18 protein-coding genes are annotated in these 20,765 nt (G+C 60.5%); 15 read left to right on the top strand and 3 right to left on the bottom strand.

Features of this window, described 5'->3' with window-relative positions; genetic code table 11:
• The first annotated feature begins 165 nt into the window (after positions 1-165).
• The 9 genes from MRBLRC7O_RS19455 to MRBLRC7O_RS19415 all read left to right on the top strand — a co-directional run bounded on the left by MRBLRC7O_RS19455 (position 166) and on the right by MRBLRC7O_RS19415 (position 10,829).
• Positions 166-1,314, top strand: a complete 1,149-nt coding sequence (locus MRBLRC7O_RS19455) for an acyltransferase family protein (RefSeq protein WP_077998598.1) — start codon at positions 166-168, stop codon at positions 1,312-1,314.
• 4 nt (positions 1,315-1,318) lie between these two features.
• On the top strand, positions 1,319-2,110 hold the full coding sequence (gene exoK / locus MRBLRC7O_RS19450; RefSeq protein ID WP_003508517.1) for an endo-1,3-1,4-beta-glycanase ExoK: 792 nt from the start codon (positions 1,319-1,321) through the stop codon (positions 2,108-2,110).
• Between the two features lie 83 nt (positions 2,111-2,193).
• Positions 2,194-3,375 carry a glycosyltransferase family protein gene (locus MRBLRC7O_RS19445; RefSeq protein ID WP_003508515.1) on the top strand — a complete coding sequence of 394 codons (1,182 nt, stop codon included), beginning with the start codon at positions 2,194-2,196 and terminating at the stop codon, positions 3,373-3,375.
• Positions 3,376-3,392: 17 nt separating this feature from the next.
• Positions 3,393-4,391 (top strand): glycosyltransferase family 2 protein, encoded by a 999-nt coding sequence (locus tag MRBLRC7O_RS19440; protein ID WP_111792917.1) that lies wholly within the window; start codon positions 3,393-3,395, stop codon positions 4,389-4,391.
• Positions 4,388-5,332, top strand: coding sequence for a glycosyltransferase family 2 protein (locus tag MRBLRC7O_RS19435; protein ID WP_060723807.1), 945 nt, complete (start codon positions 4,388-4,390; stop codon positions 5,330-5,332). Before MRBLRC7O_RS19440 ends, MRBLRC7O_RS19435 begins: the two co-directional genes overlap by 4 nt.
• Positions 5,332-6,309 (top strand): glycosyltransferase family 2 protein, encoded by a 978-nt coding sequence (locus MRBLRC7O_RS19430; RefSeq protein WP_111820893.1) that lies wholly within the window; start codon positions 5,332-5,334, stop codon positions 6,307-6,309. The genes MRBLRC7O_RS19435 and MRBLRC7O_RS19430 overlap by 1 nt, the downstream gene beginning before the upstream one ends.
• A gap of 84 nt (positions 6,310-6,393) precedes the next feature.
• The gene (locus MRBLRC7O_RS19425; protein WP_003508507.1) at positions 6,394-7,299 is read left to right on the top strand and encodes a UTP--glucose-1-phosphate uridylyltransferase; all 906 of its coding nucleotides are present in this window, start codon (positions 6,394-6,396) and stop codon (positions 7,297-7,299) included.
• Between the two features lie 107 nt (positions 7,300-7,406).
• A complete protein-coding gene (locus MRBLRC7O_RS19420; protein ID WP_003508505.1) occupies positions 7,407-9,755 on the top strand; it encodes a polysaccharide biosynthesis tyrosine autokinase in 2,349 nt (782 codons plus the stop codon).
• Between the two features lie 129 nt (positions 9,756-9,884).
• Entirely contained in the window at positions 9,885-10,829 is a 945-nt protein-coding gene (locus MRBLRC7O_RS19415; protein ID WP_003508503.1) for a 2-hydroxyacid dehydrogenase, read from the top strand.
• A 24-nt stretch (positions 10,830-10,853) separates the two neighbouring features.
• Here the strand turns inward: MRBLRC7O_RS19415 and MRBLRC7O_RS19410 are convergent, their stop codons facing one another.
• On the bottom strand, positions 10,854-13,829 hold the full coding sequence (locus tag MRBLRC7O_RS19410) for a PAS domain-containing protein (protein ID WP_111797446.1): 2,976 nt from the start codon (positions 13,827-13,829) through the stop codon (positions 10,854-10,856).
• A gap of 366 nt (positions 13,830-14,195) precedes the next feature.
• Between MRBLRC7O_RS19410 and MRBLRC7O_RS19405 the strand changes: the two genes are divergently transcribed.
• From MRBLRC7O_RS19405 to MRBLRC7O_RS19395, 3 genes are all read left to right on the top strand, one after another.
• A complete protein-coding gene (locus tag MRBLRC7O_RS19405) occupies positions 14,196-15,194 on the top strand; it encodes an ABC transporter substrate-binding protein (protein ID WP_020812972.1) in 999 nt (332 codons plus the stop codon).
• A 218-nt stretch (positions 15,195-15,412) separates the two neighbouring features.
• Positions 15,413-16,300, top strand: a complete 888-nt coding sequence (locus MRBLRC7O_RS19400; RefSeq protein ID WP_003508495.1) for an ABC transporter permease — start codon at positions 15,413-15,415, stop codon at positions 16,298-16,300.
• Positions 16,293-17,354, top strand: a complete 1,062-nt coding sequence (locus tag MRBLRC7O_RS19395; protein ID WP_003508494.1) for a quaternary amine ABC transporter ATP-binding protein — start codon at positions 16,293-16,295, stop codon at positions 17,352-17,354. Before MRBLRC7O_RS19400 ends, MRBLRC7O_RS19395 begins: the two co-directional genes overlap by 8 nt.
• Here the strand turns inward: MRBLRC7O_RS19395 and MRBLRC7O_RS19390 are convergent.
• The gene (locus MRBLRC7O_RS19390) at positions 17,346-18,590 is read right to left on the bottom strand and encodes a TIGR03862 family flavoprotein (protein ID WP_020812970.1); all 1,245 of its coding nucleotides are present in this window, start codon (positions 18,588-18,590) and stop codon (positions 17,346-17,348) included. The genes MRBLRC7O_RS19395 and MRBLRC7O_RS19390 overlap by 9 nt on opposite strands.
• A 53-nt stretch (positions 18,591-18,643) precedes the next feature.
• Here MRBLRC7O_RS19390 and MRBLRC7O_RS19385 point away from each other — a divergent pair, with 53 nt between their 5' ends.
• Genes MRBLRC7O_RS19385 through MRBLRC7O_RS19375 form a run of 3 tightly spaced genes read left to right on the top strand, consistent with a single transcriptional unit; the run spans position 18,644 to position 20,574 of the window.
• Positions 18,644-19,231 (top strand): IMPACT family protein, encoded by a 588-nt coding sequence (locus MRBLRC7O_RS19385; protein WP_003508491.1) that lies wholly within the window; start codon positions 18,644-18,646, stop codon positions 19,229-19,231.
• A gap of 39 nt (positions 19,232-19,270) precedes the next feature.
• Positions 19,271-19,939: a pseudouridine synthase gene (locus tag MRBLRC7O_RS19380; RefSeq protein WP_111820892.1), complete on the top strand. Its 669-nt coding sequence runs from the start codon at positions 19,271-19,273 to the stop codon at positions 19,937-19,939.
• An 8-nt stretch (positions 19,940-19,947) separates the two neighbouring features.
• Positions 19,948-20,574, top strand: coding sequence for a class I SAM-dependent methyltransferase (locus MRBLRC7O_RS19375; RefSeq protein ID WP_020812968.1), 627 nt, complete (start codon positions 19,948-19,950; stop codon positions 20,572-20,574).
• On the opposite strand, the gene MRBLRC7O_RS19370 is transcribed toward MRBLRC7O_RS19375, so the two are convergent.
• The gene (locus tag MRBLRC7O_RS19370) at positions 20,575-20,760 is read right to left on the bottom strand and encodes a hypothetical protein (RefSeq protein WP_020812967.1); all 186 of its coding nucleotides are present in this window, start codon (positions 20,758-20,760) and stop codon (positions 20,575-20,577) included.
• Between the last annotated feature and the right edge of the window lie 5 nt (positions 20,761-20,765).

Raw genomic sequence — 20,765 nt, 5'->3', positions numbered from 1 at the left:
GAAATGGCGCTGACGCCAGACATTCACCCGCAAAATCTAATCTTGTGTTTTTCCCGCGTCGCCACATTTTATCCCAAAGTCGAAACCAGACTTTCCAGTGCGGGCTTACGTTCGCTCTGGTTGCAACGCGGCGTGGGTGGACGCCGCCCAATAGGGGTGACTGATGTGACTGTCGATCAGAACCTATCCTCCCGTATCAACTTGATGCGCATATTGCTGATATCAGGAATCGTGTTCGTCCATGTGCCGCACGATGCCGAGACCAGCCCGTTTCTTGGCCTTTACGGCTTCTTCGACTGGCTGCGGGTTTTTCTGGGCGATGCGCTGTTTCGCATCGGCGTTCCCTGTCTCAGCGCCATTTCCGGCTATCTGCTGTTTCGCCGCGGCATGAGCGGGTTCGATTATCCGGCGACGATCCGCTCCAAGTCGAAAACCGTGCTGCTGCCTTTCCTTCTGTGGAATGGCGCGCTGTTTGCGGCCGTATTGCTGATCCAGCTCTTTGATGTCGGCATCGGGTATTTCCCCGATCTGTGGAATGCCAGCCCGCGTGAAATCATCAGCCATGGAACCGCGCTCGAAGAGCTGCCGGTAAATGTGCCGCTTTATTTCCTGCGCGACCTGTTCGTCTGCATTCTGCTGTCGCCGGTGCTCGCCTTTCTGATGCGCCGCTTCGCCCTGCCGACCCTCGCCATCCTGCTCTTCATCACCGCCATGCCTGACCTGACGATCTTCATCGTCCAGAAGAAATCCATTCTCTTCAGCTTCTCGCTCGGCATCGCGCTTGCCCTCCACCGTATCGACGTCAAGGCGCTCGACCCCTACGCCGTGCCGATCATGGCGCTGACCTTTGTCGCCTCGGCCATGTTGGCGACGGGACTTTATCTCACCGGGCCGGAATTCACCTTCTGGCTCAACATGTCGCGCAATCTGCTTGCCGTCTTCGGCGCGCTCGGCTTCTGGGCATCCTCCGCGCTGTTGATCCGCAGCCGGCTTGGCCAGCGGCTTGCCGAAACCGGCAGCCTGAGCTTCTGGATATTCTGCGCCCACTATCCCCTGCTCGTCATCATGTGGATGGTCTGGAACAAGGGCGGGCCGGACTTCTATCCCGCCTTCTATATCACCGCGACACTTTCCGCCTTTGTCATTCTGATCATCAGCAACGCGCAGACGCGGAAATATCTACCGGCCGTCTATTCCGTGCTCACCGGAAGCCGCAACGGCAAACGCAAGACGATGACCGATTTTGCGACCAAACGGGCCTCCATGATCGGCCCGCCCACATCCGAAACACTTTATTCGCAACGACAGAGGTGAACCAATGACAACATTTGTCACCCGCGTTCAGACACGCATTCTTCTTGCCACGGCTCTTTCGGCCGCAGCTTTTGCAACGCCGATCCACGCGCAGGAAGGCAACGGCACGTCCTTCATCGAGAACTTCGATTCCATGGACCGATCTTTCTGGTACGTTTCGGACGGCTGGAACAACGGCGCGCATCAGAACTGCACCTGGTCGAAGAAGCTGGCAACGGTGGAAAACGGCCAGCTCACGCTCGGTTTCGAGGAAGCCAAGGCCGGTGATCGCAACTTCGCCTGCGGTGAAATCCAGACCAAGGGGCGTTATCGCTACGGCACCTATGAAACACGGATGAAGGCCGCCACCGGCTCCGGCCTGAACTCCGCCTTCTTCACCTATATCGGCCCGACCGACAAGAAGCCGCACGATGAAATCGACTTCGAGGTTCTCGGCAAGAACACGGGCAAGGTGCAGCTGAACCAGTATATTTCCGCCAAGGGCGGTAATGAGAAGCTGGTGCCTGTGGAAGGCGGCGCCGATGCCGGCTTCAACGACTACGCCTTCGTCTGGGAGCCGCAACGCCTGCGTTATTACGTCAACGGCAAGCTCGTCCATGAAGTGACGGACGAGACGAAAATCCCCCAGAACGCCCAGAAGATTTTCTTCAGCCTGTGGGGTACCGACACGCTGAAGGACTGGATGGGCCGGTTCTCCTACGCGGGACCATCACAAATGATCGTTGACCGGTTTGCCTTCACGGCGCTCGGTGACAAATGCCAGTTTCCAGAGTCCATCGCCTGCGCCCTTAACTGACCGCATTTTTGAACCGCTCCGATTTTTTGCACCAAAACCTGAGCTGCGGCGTCTCTGACGCATGAAACCAACCGGAACCCTGCATGACCCATGTTCTTTATCTCGCGCATGATCTGTCGGACCCCGCCATTCGTCGGCGGGTACTGACCTTGCTTGCGGGCGGGGCACGGGTCACGCTGGCCGGTTTCCGGCGTGGGCAGAACCGGCTGGCGGAGATTGAAGGCGTCGTACCCGTTGTGCTCGGGGAAACCGCCGACGGGCAGTTTCTGCAGCGCATGGCGGCGGTGGCGAAAGCCAGCCTCTCGCTGGGCAAGACCCTGAACGACATCCCCGCGCCCGATGTCATTCTTGCCAGAAACCTGGAAATGCTGGCTTTGGCAAAGCGGGCCATGTCGATCTATGCCGGGCAGCCGGCACTGGTTTATGAATGTCTCGACATTCACCGCCTGCTTCTCAACAAGGGCAAGCCCGGGCAGATGCTGAACGCCGCCCAGCGTTATTTCGCCCGCGACGCGAAACTGCTGATCACCAGTTCTCCGGCCTTCGTGGAGCATTATTTCAAGCCCGTGTCGGGCCTCGACCTTCCCGTCCTGCTGCAGGAAAACAAGGTGCTGGCGCTCGACACCGCCGTTGCCGCCGCCCCGCAACCGCGCCCGCCCGCCCCCGGCGAGCCGTGGAAAATCGGCTGGTTCGGCGCGCTTCGCTGCCGCAAATCACTTGAGATCCTCGCCGAATTTGCCGGACGCATGCAAGGCAGGGTCGAAATCATCCTGCGCGGCCGGCCGGCCTATTCGGAGTTTTCAGATTTCGACGGTTTCGTAGCCGCCGCCCCGCATGTGCATTTCCACGGACCTTACAAGAACCCCGAAGACCTCGCCGCCATCTATAACGAGGTGCAGTTCACCTGGGCTATCGACTTTTTCGAGGAAGGCCAGAATTCGAGCTGGCTTCTGCCCAACCGGCTTTATGAGGGTTGCCTTTATGGCACCCTGCCGATTGCACTTGCCGGCACGGAAACTGCGCGTTTCATCGAAAAGCGCGGTATCGGCTTTGTCCTGCAGAATGCCGACGCTGACGATCTTGCCGCCCTGTTTGCGGAGATGACCCCGCAAATCTATGCGGACGCCTTCAACACCCTCTCGACAACAGACAGGAAACAATGGCTGACCGACCGCGACGATTGCCGTCAGCTGGTCCAGCACTTGTCCTCTCTCGCCAAATCCGCCTCCGGCCACGCCCGCGAAGCGCAGTTTTCACCCGTGTAGTGCGTAGGGGGCAAATCATGGAAGGTCTTGGTCATTCCGGCATCAGAACGCTGATCGTCATACCCTGCCTCAATGAGGCGAAGACGATCGAGCGGCTGCTTGTCAAATTTACCGATGCGATGCAAGGGCGTCTCTTCCGCATCGTGGTCGCAGATGGCGGCAGCACGGATGGAACCCGCGATATCGTTTCCGCCTTTGCCGCAAAGGACGATCGCGTCACGCTTCTCGCCAATCCGAAGCGCATCCAGAGCGCCGGCATCAATCTTGCCGTCGCCACCTTCGGCGAGGATTTTGATTACCTCATCCGCATCGACGCCCATGGCGATTATCCCGATGATTATTGCCAGAGGCTGATCGAGGACGCCGAGCGCACCGGCGCGGATTCCGTCGTCGTCGCCATGGATACGGTCGGCCACGGCCTGTTCCAGAAGGCGACGGCCATCGCCCAGAATTCCAAGCTCGGCAATGGCGGCTCCAAGCACCGCGAAGGCGCCAAAGGCCACTGGATCGACCACGGCCACCACGCGCTGATGCGGATCGCCGCTTTCGATGCGGTGGGCGGTTATGACGAGAGCTTCAGCCATAACGAGGATGCCGAACTGGATTTCCGGCTGCGCAAATCCGGTTTCCGCCTCTGGATGACCGACAAGACCCGCATGACCTATTATCCGCGCGCAAGCGTCATGCCGCTGTTCAGGCAATATCTCGCCTATGGCCGTGGCCGGGCAAAGAACCTCCTGAAACATCGCTCGATCCCGAAAATCCGCCAGATGATTCCGCTCGCCGTCCTGCCGGTTTTCATCCTCGCGCTACTGTCGCTCGTGCATTGGGCCGCACTTATTCCGCTCGGCCTCTGGATCGCCGCATGTGTGGGTTATGGCTTGTGGATGGCAATAGGTCAGCAAAACCCATACGGCCCGCTCGCCGCCTTTTCGGCGATGGTGATGCATCTGGCCTGGTCCACCGGCTTCTGGCTGGAACTCCTGAAATTCCGGGGAAGAAAGGCTGTCTCATGACCGACAACACCGTCACCGGCACGCAAAATCTCAAGACCGTCGATATCGGCATCTGCACCTACAGACGCCCGGCGCTCGTCGCCACACTTCTGTCACTCTTCGAGCTGGACGTGCCGGAAGGCGTGAAAGTTCGTCTGATTGTGGCCGATAATGACGAGGAGCCGAGCGCCAAGGCAAGCGTCGATCGCCTGCGTGAAACCGCGCCCTTCGAGATCACCTATGTTCATTGCCCGAAATCGAATATTTCGATTGCCCGCAATGCCTGCCTGTCGGAATGCAGCGCGGATTATCTCGCCTTTATCGATGATGACGAGACCGCCCCGCCGCATTGGCTGGCCGCCCTTCTGGAAAAAGCAGACGAGACCGGTGCAGAAACCGTCCTCGGCCCCGTAACGGCGGTTTACCGGGACAATGCGCCGGGCTGGATGAAACGCGGCGATTTCCATTCGACAGTTCCGGTGTGGGTGAATGGCGAGATCATCACCGGCTATACCTGCAACACGCTGCTCAAGATGGATGCGCCTTCGGTGAAGGGCCGGCGCTTCGCGCTGGCGCTCGGCCAGAGCGGCGGCGAGGACACCCATTTCTTCTCGCATCTTCACGCCGCAGGCGGCCGTATTGTCTTTGCTGAAGACGCCGTCTTGTCGGAGCCGGTTCCGGAAAATCGGGCAAGCTTCATGTGGCTGGCCAAACGCCGCTTCCGCTCCGGCCAGACCCACGGCCGCGTGCTGGCTGAAAAGAAACCCGGTGCACGCCGTGTGGTTCAGGTGCTGAAGGCAGGTTCGAAAGTGCTGTATTGTGGCGTATTCGCCGCCTTGAACGGCTTCAACGCCGTGCGCCGCAACCGTTATGCGCTGCGTGGCGCGCTGCATATGGGTTCGATGAGCGGCGCATTCGGTGTGCGCGAAATCCGCCAGTATGGCGCGGTGGAGGCGACCTGATGGAAAATCTCACCTCCCCGCCCGATATCAGCTTCGTCATCGCCGCCTATAATGCCGCCGATACGATCGAAGCCGCCGTTCAAAGCGCGCTCGACCAGCAGGGTGTGACGCTGGAGGTCATCGTCGTCGACGATCGTTCCGCCGACGATACCATCCCCTTCGTTGAGGCGATTGCCGCCATCGATCCCCGCATCCGCCTGCTTGCGCTCGAAGAAAACCGCGGTCCGGGTGGTGCACGCAATGCCGGCATCGAGGCCGCGACGGGACGCTGGATCGCCGTGCTCGATTCCGACGACGTCATCCGCCCGGAGCGTTCTGCCTGCATGATGTGCCGGGCGGAGGCCGCGAATGCTGACATCGCTGTCGATAATCTCGATGTGGTCTATACCGACGGCAGGCCGATGGAGACGATGTTTCCGGAAGAGTTTCTGGAGGAACGATCCACCCTCACGCTCGAGGACTTTATTTCCTCCAACATCCTGTTCCGCTCCACCTTCAATTTCGGCTACATGAAACCGATGTTCCGGCGCGATTTCCTCAATAGCGAGGCACTGCGCTTCCGCGAGGATATCCGCATCGGCGAGGATTATATCCTGCTCGCCTCGGCGCTCGCCGCCGGCGGCCTCTGCGTCATCGAACCGAAGCCGGGTTACATTTACAATATCCGCGAAGGCTCGATTTCGCGCGTGCTCGAACTTCATCACGTCGAAGCGATGATGCGGGCGGATCAGGAATTCCTGAGCCATTACACTCTGCTGCCCGCCGCCATGGATGCGCAGCAGGCGAGAGCCCGCAGCCTGCGGCTGGCGCATAATTTTTTGACATTGGTGGAAAACATCAAGAGCCGCTCGGTACTCGGCGCCTTGAAGACCACAATCCGAGATCCTGCCGTGCTGGGGCACTTAAGAATGCCGATTGCAGTGCGGCTGAGGAGGCTGCGGGACGCATGTTTGCGCCCGGAGCGAATACAGGGGTGAAAAGACAGATTTCGTGAAATTTACGCGTAGACGAAATCTGCGCGGGGACTGGGGACAGATCAAACCTTGATGAAGGAGAACGCGATGGACCTGAACAAAACTGTCAGAAAAGCCGTCATTCCGGTAGCCGGCAACGGCACGCGGTTTTTGCCCGCCACCAAGGCGATGCCAAAGGAAATGCTGACGATCGTCGACCGTCCGGTCGTGCAATATGCTGTCGACGAAGCCATGCAGGCCGGTATCGAGCATATTATTTTCGTCACGAGCCGCAACAAGACCGCCATCGAAGACTATTTCGACAGCGCGCCTGAACTCATCAATACGCTGACCCGCTCCGGCAAGACCGTGCAGGTACTGCAGCTGGAAAAGATGCTGCCGGTTGCCGGCACCGTCAGCTATACGCGCCAGCAGGTGCCGCTCGGCCTCGGCCACGCCGTCTGGTGTGCTCGCGAACTGGTGGGCAAGGAGCCTTTCGCGCTGCTTCTGCCTGACATGGTGTCCTATGGCGCACGCGGCTGCATTGCCGGGCTGATGGAGCTTTATGACGAAGTCGGCGGCAATATTCTCGGCGTCGAGGAATGCCTGCCCGAGGAAGTGTCGTCCTATGGCGTCGTCGGCGTCGGCCAGAAGGTCAATCACGGCTTTGCGGTCACCGAAATGGTCGAAAAGCCGGAACCATCCAAGGCGCCTTCGAATTATTACCTGAATGGCCGTTACATCCTGCAGCCGGAAATCTTCGATATTCTCGCCAAGCAGGAGCGCGGCGCGGGCAATGAAATCCAGTTGACCGACGGCATGAGGCGGCTTGCGGAAAAGCAGTCTTTCCATGCGCAGAAATATAGCGGTCGCACCTTCGACTGCGGCAGCAAGCAGGGCTTCATTGCCGCAAACGTCGCCTTCTCGCTGTTGCGCGCCGACATGGAAGCCCAGGTTCTCGCTTCGGTGAAGGAACTGGTGGCGAACCACGAAAGCCGCGTCCAGGCGGCCTGACTTTAATCGCGCCGCCGGGGGAGGCGGCCGGCGCACCAATAACGGGGGGCGGGAAGGCGAGTTTATTCGGCTTCCCGCGTACCATTTTTAATTCACAAGGTAGGTCCATGCACCACAAGACCTTTAAATCCAATATCGGTTTTCCGGAGTCCGGCAAGGATTCCGACACGTTCATCGACCTCGACCGCCTGTGGGCCGCCGTGGTGCGTCGTGCCAATGTCATTGCCGCCTCCGTCATTGCCGCCGTGGTTCTGGCCGGCCTTTATCTGGTGCTTGCGACCCCCGTTTACACCGCGATGACGCAGGTGCTGCTGGATGAAAGCCTTTCCCGTTATGCGGAAGAGGAATCGCCGGTGCCCGCCGCCCAGATCGTCGACAACCGCATCGCCAGCGCCGTGGAAATTCTGAAATCCAAGGAAATGGCGCTGACAGTGGTCGACAAGGCCAAGTTCGACGAGAATGACATCATCGTCAATCCGCCGATGTCGCCGGTCGAACTCGTCAAAACCTCCGTGCGTGGTATCCTTGATCTCGTCCTGCCGGGCGATCCGCCCGTCTCCGAAGCAGCAATCCGCGCCGGACGCCGCGAGAAGGCCGCCGCCGTGCTGCAGCAGTCCTTGACGGTGGAACGTGTCGGACGCAGCTCCGTCATCGCGATTTCCACCCGCTCGACCGACCGTCAGCTGGCAGCGCAGATCGCCAAGACCTATGCACAGGCCTACCTCACCGAACAGCTGAACGCCAATTTCGACGCCAGCGAGCGCGCTTCTGTATGGTTGCAGGAACGCATGACCGACCTCAACCAGCGCGCCCAGGCCGCCGAGCTTGCAGTTCAGAAATACAGGTCTGACAACAATATCGTATCCTCACGCGGTGAGCTTATGTCGGAAAGCCAGCTTGCCGATCTTAATGGCCAACTGATTTCCGCACAGGCGGATGCAGCTACTGCCTCTGCCCGCTACAGCCAGTACAAGTCGATTATCGACCGCGGGCCGGAGACAGCTGTCGACAATGCCGTCGTGTCGGCCCGTGATACCGACAACTCGGTCATTCAGGATTTGCGCAAGCGCTACATCACCATTTCCGACAGGCAGCGCGGCATCGTCCAGCAATTCGGCGCCGACCATCCGCAGGCGGCCGCGCTCGACGCCGAGAAAAAAGAGATTTCGCAGCAAATCTTCCAGGAATTGCAGCAGCTGACCGGCAGCTTCAAGAACGAGGTCGACGTTGCCAATTCGCGCGTGCAGTCATTGCGTGACAGTATCGACAAGGTAGCTGGTCGCAATTCTCAAGCCAACATCACCATGGTGCAGCTGCGTGAACTCGAACAGCGGTCCACGGCGCTGCGCACCCTTTATCAGTCCTATCTCGGCCGCTTCGAGGAAGCCTCGCAAAAGCAGTCGCTGCCGATCGCCAAGGCACGCATCATCTCCGAAGCGGGCCTGCCGACATCGCCTTCCAGCCCGAAAAAGACCATGACCATGGCGCTTTCGGTCGTTCTCGGCCTGATGCTGGGCGGGGGTATCGCGGCGCTTCTCGAGTTCCGGGACCGCTTCTTCCACACCGGCAATGACGTGCGTGACAATCTGCGCATGCGCTTTCTCGGCTACCTCCCCTTCATTGGGGAAAGGGGCGTGGAAAACGCCAAGGCCGGCACCAGCGCTGCCACCCCCGGCGGCGAACATGCCACGCTTGACGAAAGCGGGCAGGTCTCGTTCCAGAAAATGCTGCGCCTTGCCGTCGACAGCCCGCGCTCCAGTTTCGCGGAAACGTTGCGCAACGTGAAGCTGACCGCGGATGTCGTCATTCAGGAACGTCAATGCCGGGTCATCGGCGTCATTTCCTGCCTGCCGAACGAGGGCAAGTCGGTCGTGGCGCTCAATCTCGCCGGTCTGATCGCCTCCACCGGCAAGCGCACCCTCGTCGTCGATGCGGATATCCGCAATCCCGGCCTCAGCCGCATGCTGACGACGCGGCAATCCGCCGGTCTGGTGGAAGTTGTGCTCGATGAAATTCCGTGGACGCAGGCGGTAAAGGTCGATACGCGCACGAAAATGGGCATCCTGCCGGTTTCGACCAGCAACCAGTTCGCCCATTCGAGCGAGTTGTTGTCCTCCTCCGGCATGCGCAAATTCATCGACTCGGCGCGCGAGGCCTGCGATTACATCATCGTCGACCTGGCGCCTGTCGTCCCCGTCATCGATGCCAAGGCCTTTGCACCGCAGGTGGACGGTTTCGTCTTCGTCACCGAATGGGGCAAGACGCCGATCCAGATGGTGCAGAACCTGATGGCCAACGAGCCGCAGATCGCCAACAAGACGCTCGGTATCGTGCTGAACAAGACCGACATGACGGAACTGCAGCGTTATGCCGGCCCCGGCGGTTCGGAGCACTATCACGAGAAATTCTCGGCCTATTACGGCGATGCGAAGCCGCCGGTGAAGGAAGAGGCGTGATCGTGAAACGGCCCGGTGAAAACCGGGCCGTTTTATTCTGTGGAAGATTTGAACGATAAACCCATGGTATTGCCCCCCGAAATTGCGCATTGATGGCGTAAAGCTAAAATCGCAAGCAGGATCAGTCCCATGCCATCACCCATCGCCTTTGTTTCACGGATGAATGCGGAAACGGAAGCCGTCTGGAAACAGGCGCTACGCGCCGCCATGCCGCAGGAGGACATCCTCTCCTTCTCCGAATTGACGGACGAACAGCGACGGGCAGTGGACTTTGCCATCGTCGCTAATCCCGATCCCGCCGATATCGCCGCGCTTCCGGGCCTCACATGGATTCACAGCCTGTGGGCGGGCGTCGAGCGGCTGGTGCTGGAGCTGGGCGACAAGGCTCCCCCCATCGTCCGGCTGAAGGACCCGGAGCTTTCCCGCGTGATGGCCGAAGCCGTTCTGGCATGGACCTACTATCTGCAGCGCGACATGCCGGCCTATCGTGAAAACCAGCAAAAGGCCCTTTGGCAGGAGCTGGACTACCGCCATCCCGGCGAGATGACCATCGGTCTCCTTGGCCTTGGAGCGCTTGGCACCGCTGCAGCCGAACGCCTCACCCATGCGGGCTTCAACGTCGTCGGCTGGAGCCGCTCGGCCAAGGTGATCGAAGGCGTGGAAACGCTGACCGGCGATGCCGGGCTGCAAGCCCTGCTGGAAAAAAGCGACATTCTCGTCTGCCTCGTCCCGCTCACCGACGCGACGCGTGGCCTTCTCGATGCCGGCCGTCTCGCCGCAATGAAACAAGGGGCGGCGCTGATCAACTTCGCCCGCGGTGCGGTCATCGTCGCCGACGACCTGATCGCGGCGCTCGATTCCGGCCGCCTTTCGCATGCCGTTCTCGATGTCTTCGAACAGGAGCCGCTGCCCACGGCTTCGCCATTCTGGCAGCACCCGAAAGTCACGGTCCTGCCGCATATTTCCGCCCCGACAAGCCGCGAAAGTTCGGCGCGGATCGTCGCGGGCAATGTTCGCGCATGGCGCGAGACCGGCAGGCTGCCGGAAACGGTTGACATGATCAGAGGTTACTGAGCCGGCAACAAAGCGGCGGGCGTACTATTCCGCCACGGCGCTCTTTGCCGTATGGGCCTGCTCGACCGCCGAAACGATCTGCTGTTCGTCATAGGGCTTGGTGAGCAGCACCGCGCTTTCGGGCGCCCCTTCCGGCAAATGGCTGTCGCCCGTCGCAAACACGATGGCAAGCCCCGGCTTGCGGCGCAGAGCCTCCACCGCCAGCTCGCCGCCCTTCATGTCGGGCAGACCGAGATCGGTGACGAGAACATCTATGCGGTCTGCCTCGATCACCTTCAGCGCCTGAGCCGCATTTCCGGCCTCGACGACGGCAAAGCCGCTCTCCGCCAGCATCTCCGTCGAATTCATCCGGATCAGCTCGTCATCTTCGACCAGAAGGACGCGTATGGACCGGTTTTCGTTTTCGACCGTCCTCACCGGTTCGGAAGGCTTGGAATAACCCGGCGCAACTGCCGGCCGCGCTCTCGCCAAAGAAACCTGCTTGCGGTTGGCAATCACATGGCGGATGCGCCGTGCCAGCGCTTCGCGCGTATAGGGCTTGGAGAGAAGCTCCACCCCGGCATCCAGCTTGCCGCCATGCACGATGGAGTTTTCGGTGTAACCCGAGGTGAAGAGAACGGCGAGGTTGGGCAGCCTTTCCTGCGCGCGGCGCGCCATTTCCCGGCTTTTCAAAGGCCCGGGCATTACCACGTCGGTGAAGATGACATCGATCGGAATGCCGCTTTCCACCACCGTCAAACCGGCCTGCGCATCACGGGCGGTGAGCACCCGGTAACCGAGATCGCTCAGCGTCTCGACGACGGTGTTGCGCACTTCCTCGTCATCTTCCACCACAAGAATGGTTTCCGTTCCGCCCTCCACGGGGCCGGTCGGCATCACTACTTCCCGGTCCTCATCGGCGGCGGAGCGCGGCAGATACATCTTCACCGTCGTGCCCTGCCCCACCTCGCTATAGATGTTGACGTGGCCGCTGGACTGTTTTGCAAAACCATAGACCATCGAAAGGCCGAGACCGGTGCCTTTGCCCTCCGGTTTGGTCGAAAAGAACGGCTCGAAGACTTTTTCGAGGATCTCCGGCGACATGCCCGACCCGGTATCGGTGACGGCGAGCATGACATATTGCCCCGCCGAAACCTCCGAATGCTTGCGGGCATAATCGCGGTCGAGCACCGCATTGCCCACTTCAATGGTCAGCTTGCCGTGCCCTTCCATGGCGTCGCGCGCATTGATGGCGAGATTGAGAAGCGCGTTCTCCACCTGGTTGGGATCGGCATAGGTGTTCCAGAGACCGCCCGAGGTGATGACCTCCACCTCGATCGCCTCACCGAGCGAACGGCGAAGCAGATCGTCCATGCCGGTCACAAAACGGGAAATATTGATGACGCGCGGTTCCAGCGCCTGACGGCGGCCGAAGGCCAGCAGCTGGTTAGCCAGCTTTGCGCCACGATGGACACCGGCCAGCGCATTTTCCAGCCGCCTTTCGGCGCGCTCATTGCCGATCACATCCTTGGAGAGCAATTGCAGATTGCCGGCGATCACCTGCAGAAGATTGTTGAAATCATGCGCGACGCCGCCGGTCAGCTGGCCAATGGATTCCATCTTCTGCGCCTGTTGCAGGGCCTTTTCGGTCTGGCGGCGCTCCGCCATTTCCGCCTCGACACGGGCTTCAAGGCTTTCGTTCAATTGCCGAAGCTGCTCTTCCGCCCGGATGCGGTGGCGGATTTCGCGCTCGAGATTGCTGGCATGTTCCTTGAGGGTGTCTTCGGCCCGCCGCTGCTCGGTTATGTCGGTGTGGACGCCGACCCATTCGGCAATGGCGCCGGACCTGTCGAAAATCGGCACGCCGCGAATCAAAAAAGTGCGGTAGACGCCGTCATGACGGCGCACGCGGTGTTCCCAGACATAGGTCGACTTTTCCGCGACCGCGCTGTTCCAGCTTTCGACAGACCCCTGCCTGTCCTCCGGGTGGACGGCGTCCGCCCAGCCAAAGCCCTGATATTCTTCCGGAGTCTGGCCCGTCAGCGCCGCCCAGGCAGGCTGCTCGCCCAGCATCCTGCCATCGGCGCTGTTGGTCCACAGCACGCCGTGCACCGCATCCACCGCCGCACGGAAACGGTTGTTGCTGATGAGGATTTCCTGTTCTGAGCGCTTGCGGTCCTCGATATCGATGATCAGCACATAGATGCCATCGATGGAGCCATCCGTAATATAGCGCGGCACATAGCGGATTTCGGCGGCGCGCATGGTGCCGTCGGGCCTGCGGATCACGGTGTCGGAAACGATCTTCTCGCCGGCGAGCGCACGATCCAGATAGGCCCTGCGCGCCTCAAAAAACGCCTCGCCGACGATTTCGGGAACGCTGCGGCCGATCACCTCCTCGGCACGGCGGCCGAACCATTCCAGGTAGCCGTCATTGGCGAATTTATAAACGTAATCACGATCGACATACCCGACCAGAATGGGCAGGGCATTGGTGAGCCGGCTTAGTTCCTTGCGGCTCTGCTCCAGCGCCTCCACGGCCTTCACCTTGTCGGTATTTTCGAGCACGGTACACAAAACGCCGTCCACCGTGCCGCCCTCATTGTAGATCGGCGTGTAGAACAGATCGAAGATCACCTCTTCCGGCAGGCCATGTCGCATCAGCGTCATCGGCTGGTCGCGATAGGCCATGACCTCACCGCGAAAACCGGCTTCCAGAATACGGCTGTTCCAGTCCCATATTTCCGGCCAGATGCCGGGCACCGTTCCGCCCAGCGCCCGCGGGTGATAATTGCCGGCGATCTCCGCATAGCCGTCATTGTAGATCATCACGTGATCCCTGCCCCACATCAGCACCTGCGGAATGGGGGAATTGACGACGGAATTAGCCTTTTGCCTCAGATTTTGCGGCCATTCGCAAATAGGACCGAGCGATGTCTTCGACCAGTCGAAGCGGCGCACAAGCTCACCCGTTTCACCACCACCGATCGGCCATACCGGGGCAGCACGAAGATTGGTCATTCAACATCACCACAAAAACCGAGAGGAAATCTCCCGTAATACAGAACAAGATAAAAGTCCAAGAAAACAGAAACTTCCGTTTATTGTTCCCCCGGGTTTCTTCAAATACTGAAAAAGTTCCATTCTTCCGAAATATTGGGATGCGCGAGCGCAGGGGCACGTCGAATGCGGTGTCTCCACACCACGGATTTCAGGCTCGCATTCGCGGGACCGGATAATTGATTGATAATTGCCATCCTCAATACGCCAGAATCTGCCGCAAACGGAACGGCCAGAAAGCAATTATTAAGCCTCAATAAAGGCGCTGGCGGTCGCGGTGCCGTCAGCACCCGGGTCTTCGCCACACCGCGACCAGAGGGAACAAAAATGAAAATACTTTTGGGTGCCACAATTCTTTCCGCCGGCTTCGCCTTTTCAGGCGGCGCAGCCTATGCTGCCGACTGCGGAAACGTGACAATCGCCAGCATGAACTGGCAATCCGCCGAAGTTGCCGCCAACCTGGACAAGTTCATTCTTGAAAAGGGCTATGGATGCTCCGCCGAAATCGTGACCGGCGACACCGTGCCGACACTGACCTCCATGGCCGAAAAAGGCCAGCCGGATATTGCCCCCGAGGCATGGGTCAGCCTGCAGCCGGAAATCGTCAAGCAGGGTCTGGAAGGCGGCAAAGTGGTCGCGGCCGCAAAAATTCTTTCCGATGGCGCTGTTCAGGGCTGGTGGATCCCGAAATACCTCGCAGATGCCAATCCCGATCTCAAGACCATTCCGGACCTCTTCAAACATCCCGAGCTCTTCCCGTCGCCGGAAGACAAGTCGAAGGGCGCCGTGTTCAACGGCCCGCAGGGCTGGGGCGGCACTGTCGTCACCGCGCAGCTGTTCAAGGCTTTCGGCGGTGAAAAGGCCGGCTTCACCCTCGTTGACACCGGCTCCGCCGCAGGTCTCGACGGTTCCATCGCCAAGGCTTACGAAGCCAAGCAGCCATGGGTCGGCTATTATTGGGCGCCCACCTCGCTGCTCGGCAAATACGAGATGGTAAAGCTCGAATTCGGCACGGACTATGATGCGGCAGAATGGAAGCGCTGCACCTCGGTTGCCGATTGTCCGGACCCGAAGCCGAACGCATGGCAGGTGGACGACGTGCAGACGCTGGTCAGCAAGTCCTTTGCCGATCGTGCCGGCCCCGCTATGGACTATCTCAACAAACGCTCCTGGACCAACGCGACCGTCAACAAGCTGATCGCCTGGATGACGGATAACCAGGCGACCGGCGAAGATGGCGCCAAGCAGTTCCTGAAGGAAAACGAAGCTCTCTGGACGGGCTGGGTTTCTCCCGAGGTCGCGGAAAAGGTCAAGGCCGCCCTTTAAAAGCCGGTCCTTACATATCTGCCCGGCAACCGGCGTTCGCCAGCGGCAACGCCGCGCCCGCACCGGCTCCGAAATGCCCAAGGCTTTCGGTGGCGATGCGCCGGTTCAACAGAGCGTTCCGCCTTGCGTCCTGAAGGATGCGCGGCGCTCTGGCGATTTTGCTCCCGGAGCGCGGAGGACATCGATCCCCGCCTCCGGTTCGTCATGGAGAACAGGATATGGAATGGCTTTTCAAATTTCCGACCATGAATGACGATGCTCTGCGCGCGCTGAAAAAAGTCATCGACGAGGGGTTCCGGGCTTTTACCCGAACCTATGGCGGCGCAATCGAGGGGCTGTTTACCCCCCTTCAGAGCTTCCTCATCTGGGCGGAAAGGCTTTTGATCGGCGCACCCTGGCCGGTCGTTATTCTTATTGTCGCCGCGCTCGCCTGGTTCGGCAGCCGCAGCGCCACCATTGTTTCGCTGTGTTGCGGCATTCTCTTCGCCATCGGCTGGTTCGGCATGTGGGAAGACACGATGAAGACGGTCTCGATGATCTTCGTCTGTGCGGTGCTGTCCATCGTCGTCGGCCTGCCGATCGGCATCGCCATGGCGCGCTCCAACCGCCTGCAGAGCGTGGTCAATCCCGTTCTCGACGTGATGCAGACGATGCCGAGTTTCGTCTATCTCATTCCCGTCGTCATGCTGCTCGGCATCGGCCGCGTGCCTGGCGTCATCGCCGTCGTCATCTATGCCATTCCGCCGATGATCCGGCTCACCAATCTCGGCATCCGCATGGTCGACCGCGACGTGCTGGAGGCTGCCGATGCCTTCGGCTCCTCGAAGCGCCAGAAGCTTTTCAAGGTGCAGCTGCCGCTCGCACTCCCCACCATCATGGCCGGCATCAACCAGACCATCATGATGGCGCTCGCCATGGTCGTCATTGCCTCGATGATCGGCGTGCAGGGTCTTGGCCAGCCGGTGCTGAAGGCCATCGCCAACCAGTATTTCACGCTCGGCGTATTCAACGGGCTTGCCATCGTCGGCATCGCCATCATCTTCGACCGCATCAGCCAGGCCTATGGCCTTCGCCTGCAAAAACACCGGGAAGTGGCGCATGGCTAGTCAATCGATCGAAATTCGCAGCCTCTACAAGATTTTCGGCCCCAAGGCGGCCGACTATGTCGACCCCGTCAAGGCCGGCATGTCCAAGGCGGATCTCAATGCCAAACATGGCCACGTGCTCGGCCTGCGTGATATCAACATCACCATGCCGGGCGGGCAGATCACCGTTATCATGGGCCTTTCCGGCTCCGGCAAATCGACGCTGATCCGCCACGTCAACCGGCTGATCGACCCGACCGCCGGCGAAATCCTCTATGGCGGCACCGATGTCTGTCGCCTCAACGAAGCGGACCTGCTGGAATTTCGCCGCCACAAGACGGCAATGGTGTTCCAGAAATTCGGCCTCTTGCCGCATCGCAACGTGCTGCAGAATGTCGTCTATGGCCTTGAAGTGCAGGGCGTCGACAAGCGCGAGCGGGAGGAAAGGGCGGAAGTCTGGATCAGGCGCGTGGGGCTGGAAGGCTTCTCCAACCATTATCCCAACCAGCTTTCCGGCGGCATGCAGCAGCGTGTGGGTCTGGCGCGGGCGCTCACCAATAATGCCGAAATCCTTTTGATGGACGAAGCCTATTCTGCGCTCGATCCGCTCATCCGCGTCGACATGCAGACGGTGCTTCTGGAACTGCAGAAGGAATTGAAAAAGACCGTGGTCTTCATCACCCACGATCTCGACGAGGCGCTGCGGCTGGGCGACAAGATCGCCATTCTGCGCGATGGCGAAATCATCCAGCAGGGCACGGCAGCCGAAATCGTCATGTCGCCGGCCGACAGTTATATCGAGGCCTTCGTGGAGGAGGTCAATCGCGGCAGGGTCATTCGCCTCGGCGCCATCGTGCAGCCGGAGTTTTCCGGCCAGTCGCGGCTTCAGCTCGATGCGGATATGACGGTTGAAGAGGGCCTGCGCGCGCTCGTCCGGGAAAATGTCAGCAGCGCCACGGTCGTTGGAGAAAATGGCAAGGCGCTCGGCGCCGTCACCACCGACGCCATCATGCGCTGCCTCGTCAGGACCGCCTCGGGTGAGGAAGCGGGCGCGGCGGAACGGCTCTCAGGCTGAGCCTTCAAGCCACCCGGCCATGCCCTTCGCGGCGGCCTTGCCGGTGGCGAAACAGGCGGTGAGCAGATAACCGCCGGTCGGCGCTTCCCAATCCAGCATTTCCCCGGCAGCGAATATGCCGGGGAGCCTTTCCAGCATGTAGCTTTCATCAAGGCCGCTCCAGGCAATACCGCCGGCCGACGAAATCGCCTCGGCAATCGGTCTCGCCTGCAAAAGCGGTATCTCCGCATGTTTTATTCTCGCGGCGACAAACTCGTCCGGCATGGCGGCGATATCGGGAAATATTTCCCGCAGAAGCCCGACCTTCACAGCCGATAAGCCGGCCGCCTTGCGCATACGGTTTGCAAAACTCTCCTTCCGGCCGAGCTTCCCCAGATCGAGGCTGAGACGTTCCACCGTACGTGCCGGTGCAAGATCAATCGCGAGCGATACTTTGCCCGCCTGTTCCAGCCGGTCGCGCAGGGCGGCGGAATGGGCATAGATCACGCTGCCCTCAATGCCATGCTTTGTTATCACGAATTCGCCCTGAAAGGCTCCTGCCGGCGAAATGGTGACCGTGGATTTCACCGCTTCACCCGCAAAACGCTCACGGAAGACATCACTCCAGTCAACGTCGAAACCGCAATTGGCCGGGCGGAACGGGGAGAGCTCGACGCCTTTGGCCGCAAGCGCCGGAACCCATGCGGCATCGGAGCCGAGACGCGGCCAGCTGGCGCCGCCCAGCGCCAGCAGCACGGCATCGGCGTTGATAGTGATCTCGCCCTCCGGGGTCGAAAAAACCAGGTGCTCTCCGGAAAAACCCGTCCAGCGATGCCGCGTTCTGATGGTTACGCCCTGCGCCTCCAGCCGGGCGAGCCATGCCCGCAGCAGCGGTGAGGCCTTCATGACCGTGGGAAACACCCGGCCCGAGGTGCCGACAAAGGTCTCCTGCCCCAACCCCAGCGCCCAGTCGCGCAACATATCGGGGGTGAAATCATCGAGGGCGGCAAGCAGCCGTGGTTCCGCCTCGCCAAACCGCTGACGGAAACTGTCGTAGTCTTCGGCATGAGTGATGTTGAGGCCGGATTTTCCGGCCATCAGCAATTTGCGCGCCACGGTCGGCATCGCTTCGAACACCGTCACGGCATGGCCTGCGGCCGAAAGCACCTCGGCCGCCATCAGCCCCGCCGGCCCGCCGCCGATAACAGCAACCTGCCTCGCCTTGCTCAAAACCCTCTCCATCGCCATCTTCGCCATTCCGAGCCTTATACCGATTTCCGCATGCGAATATATGCGTTATTGAAACGCCCATGTTCACGCTCGACCGCCCCGTTTCCTTTTCGCAGGATATCAAGAAAAGCCGCTTCATCGCCTTTGCCGCGCCGGTGACGGGCGAAGAGGACGCGAAGAACTTCCTCGCGGCGCATTCCGATCCCGACGCGAACCATAATTGCTGGGCATGGCGAAGCGGCCAGACCTATCGTTTCAGCGATGACGGCGAACCCTCGGGAACGGCCGGGAAACCGATCCTTCAGGCCATCGACGGCCAGGCGCTGGATAATGTCGCGGTTCTCGTCATCCGCTGGTTCGGCGGCATTCTCCTCGGCAGCGGCGGGCTCATGCGCGCCTATGGCGGCACGGCGGCGGCCTGCCTGCGGTTAGGCGAGACGTCACCGGTCATCGCTTATGTCAGCGCCACGCTGAGCTGCCCCTTCTCCGATCTGGCGCTGGTGAAATCACGCCTGTCCGCCACCCAGAACCTGCGGATGGAAAGGGAAGATTTCACCGGCACCGGCGCGGATATGCTGCTCTCGGTTCCGGTCGAGGAAGCCGAACGGCTCACCCGGCTTCTGAGCGACCTGACCAGCGGGCGCGTCAATCTCCATATTCCCGACTAGCGGCCTGTCCGAATGTGCAATTCGTGCTAAGGAAGCGACATGTCATCCGAGCTTTCCAACCCCGTCTATAATCCGCCACTCGACCCCTGGCTCACCATCGTGCACCGCGACGAGGACCTGCTGGTGCTGGATAAGCCGAGCGGACTTCTCTCCGTGCCGGGGCGCGATCCGGCGCTTTCCGACAGCCTGATGGCGCGTGTGCAGAAACAGTTCCCGAAAGCGCTGATGATCAACCGGCTGGATAAGGACACGTCAGGCATCGTGTTGATGTCCCTGAACCGCAGGGCGCATGCGGCGATTGCGTCGCAGTTTGAAAACCGCCAGACGCGCAAATCCTATGTCGCCATTGTCTGGGGAGAGGTTGCCGGAGAGGCGGGAGAAGTGGATCTGCCACTCGCCATCGATCCCGAAAACAAGCCCCGCCACTGGGTCGACCACGAAAACGGCAAGCCCGCGCAGAGCCTTTGGCGGGTGCTGGAACGATTGCCGCTTCCGGCAACGCGGCTGGCGCTGACACCCCTCACCGGCCGCACCCACCAATTGCGGGTGCATATGAAAGCGCTTGGCCATCCCATTCTCGGCGATGAATTTTATGCCGAGGGTAAGGCGCTCGCCGCCGCACCGCGCCTGATGCTGCATGCGCAGGAGGTTGGCTTCCGCCATCCGGATGGGCGTGACGTCACCTATACCGTGCCCTGCCCGTTCTGAGGTCGCAGATGAAGGAACAAAACGAAAGCTTCGTGGTGGATTTTGTCGGCGGTGCGGTCGGACACCGTTTCCGTTCCGGCGAAGGGCGCGGACAGGCCCTGCCCAAGGCCGCGGGTTTCACCAAAGGCCGCACGCCAAAGATCGTTGATGCCACGGCGGGGCTGGGGCGCGATGCCTTCCTGCTCGCATCCCTCGGAGCTGACGTCACCCTCATCGAACGCTCGCCGGAAATGCATGCCCATCTCGCCGATGGCATTCGCCGCGCCCTGGAAGCGGGCGGCGCCTATGCCGAGGCGGCAGCGCGCATGACGCTGCTCAACGGCGATTCACGCTATCTGCTGAAGGAGCTTTCGCCCGAGGTGGTGATTGTCGACCCCATGCATCCGCCACGCCACAACACGGCGCTGGTAAAAAAGGAAATGCGGGTGCTGAGAGAACTGGTTGGCGCCGACCCGGACCAGGTGGAGTTGATGGAGGCTGCACTGGAGAATGCGACAAAGCGGGTGGTCCTGAAATGGCCCCTGCGCGCCGAGCCGATGCCGGGCATTCGCAAGCCTTCGCATCAGATAATGGGCAAGAACACCCGTTATGATGTCTTCATGATCTTCGGAAAATCTCTCGACGAGGAAGAATAATCAGCGGAAGCTCGGCTTGCGCTGCGCATTCATCAAAAGCTCGTGCCGCGAGGCGAACTCGCCGAACAGCTTTCTGAGCCTGGTCTCCTCCGCCTTGTCCAGCCGGTAACGCCGGCAGAATTCCGCGACGTTCAGGATCGGTCTGGTTCTGTTGCCGTCTATGGTCTTGTTGTCGATGATCTGCATGGCGC

The sequence above is a fragment of the Agrobacterium radiobacter genome, from assembly GCF_040801995.1.
GTDB lineage: Bacteria > Pseudomonadota > Alphaproteobacteria > Rhizobiales > Rhizobiaceae > Agrobacterium > Agrobacterium radiobacter.
The sequence above is the reverse complement of the archived record's forward strand: the minus strand, read 5'-3'. Positions and strand labels throughout refer to the sequence as shown.

Excerpts from the sequence above, each read along its gene's own strand:
- exoK (WP_003508517.1), top strand. The coding sequence starts at position 1,319 with ATGACAACATTTGTCACCCGCGTTCAGACACGCATTCTTCTTGCCACG.
- MRBLRC7O_RS19445 (WP_003508515.1), top strand. The coding sequence starts at position 2,194 with ATGACCCATGTTCTTTATCTCGCGCATGATCTGTCGGACCCCGCCATT.
- MRBLRC7O_RS19440 (WP_111792917.1), top strand. The coding sequence starts at position 3,393 with ATGGAAGGTCTTGGTCATTCCGGCATCAGAACGCTGATCGTCATACCC.
- MRBLRC7O_RS19400 (WP_003508495.1), top strand. The coding sequence starts at position 15,413 with ATGGAATGGCTTTTCAAATTTCCGACCATGAATGACGATGCTCTGCGC.
- MRBLRC7O_RS19415 (WP_003508503.1), top strand. The coding sequence starts at position 9,885 with ATGCCATCACCCATCGCCTTTGTTTCACGGATGAATGCGGAAACGGAA.
- MRBLRC7O_RS19395 (WP_003508494.1), top strand. The coding sequence starts at position 16,293 with ATGGCTAGTCAATCGATCGAAATTCGCAGCCTCTACAAGATTTTCGGC.
- MRBLRC7O_RS19430 (WP_111820893.1), top strand. The coding sequence starts at position 5,332 with ATGGAAAATCTCACCTCCCCGCCCGATATCAGCTTCGTCATCGCCGCC.
- MRBLRC7O_RS19405 (WP_020812972.1), top strand. The coding sequence starts at position 14,196 with ATGAAAATACTTTTGGGTGCCACAATTCTTTCCGCCGGCTTCGCCTTT.
- MRBLRC7O_RS19385 (WP_003508491.1), top strand. The coding sequence starts at position 18,644 with ATGTTCACGCTCGACCGCCCCGTTTCCTTTTCGCAGGATATCAAGAAA.
- MRBLRC7O_RS19375 (WP_020812968.1), top strand. The coding sequence starts at position 19,948 with ATGAAGGAACAAAACGAAAGCTTCGTGGTGGATTTTGTCGGCGGTGCG.
- MRBLRC7O_RS19380 (WP_111820892.1), top strand. The coding sequence starts at position 19,271 with ATGTCATCCGAGCTTTCCAACCCCGTCTATAATCCGCCACTCGACCCC.
- MRBLRC7O_RS19410 (WP_111797446.1), bottom strand. The coding sequence starts at position 13,829 with ATGACCAATCTTCGTGCTGCCCCGGTATGGCCGATCGGTGGTGGTGAA.
- MRBLRC7O_RS19370 (WP_020812967.1), bottom strand. The coding sequence starts at position 20,760 with ATGCAGATCATCGACAACAAGACCATAGACGGCAACAGAACCAGACCG.
- MRBLRC7O_RS19425 (WP_003508507.1), top strand. The coding sequence starts at position 6,394 with ATGGACCTGAACAAAACTGTCAGAAAAGCCGTCATTCCGGTAGCCGGC.
- MRBLRC7O_RS19420 (WP_003508505.1), top strand. The coding sequence starts at position 7,407 with ATGCACCACAAGACCTTTAAATCCAATATCGGTTTTCCGGAGTCCGGC.
- MRBLRC7O_RS19435 (WP_060723807.1), top strand. The coding sequence starts at position 4,388 with ATGACCGACAACACCGTCACCGGCACGCAAAATCTCAAGACCGTCGAT.
- MRBLRC7O_RS19390 (WP_020812970.1), bottom strand. The coding sequence starts at position 18,590 with ATGGCGAAGATGGCGATGGAGAGGGTTTTGAGCAAGGCGAGGCAGGTT.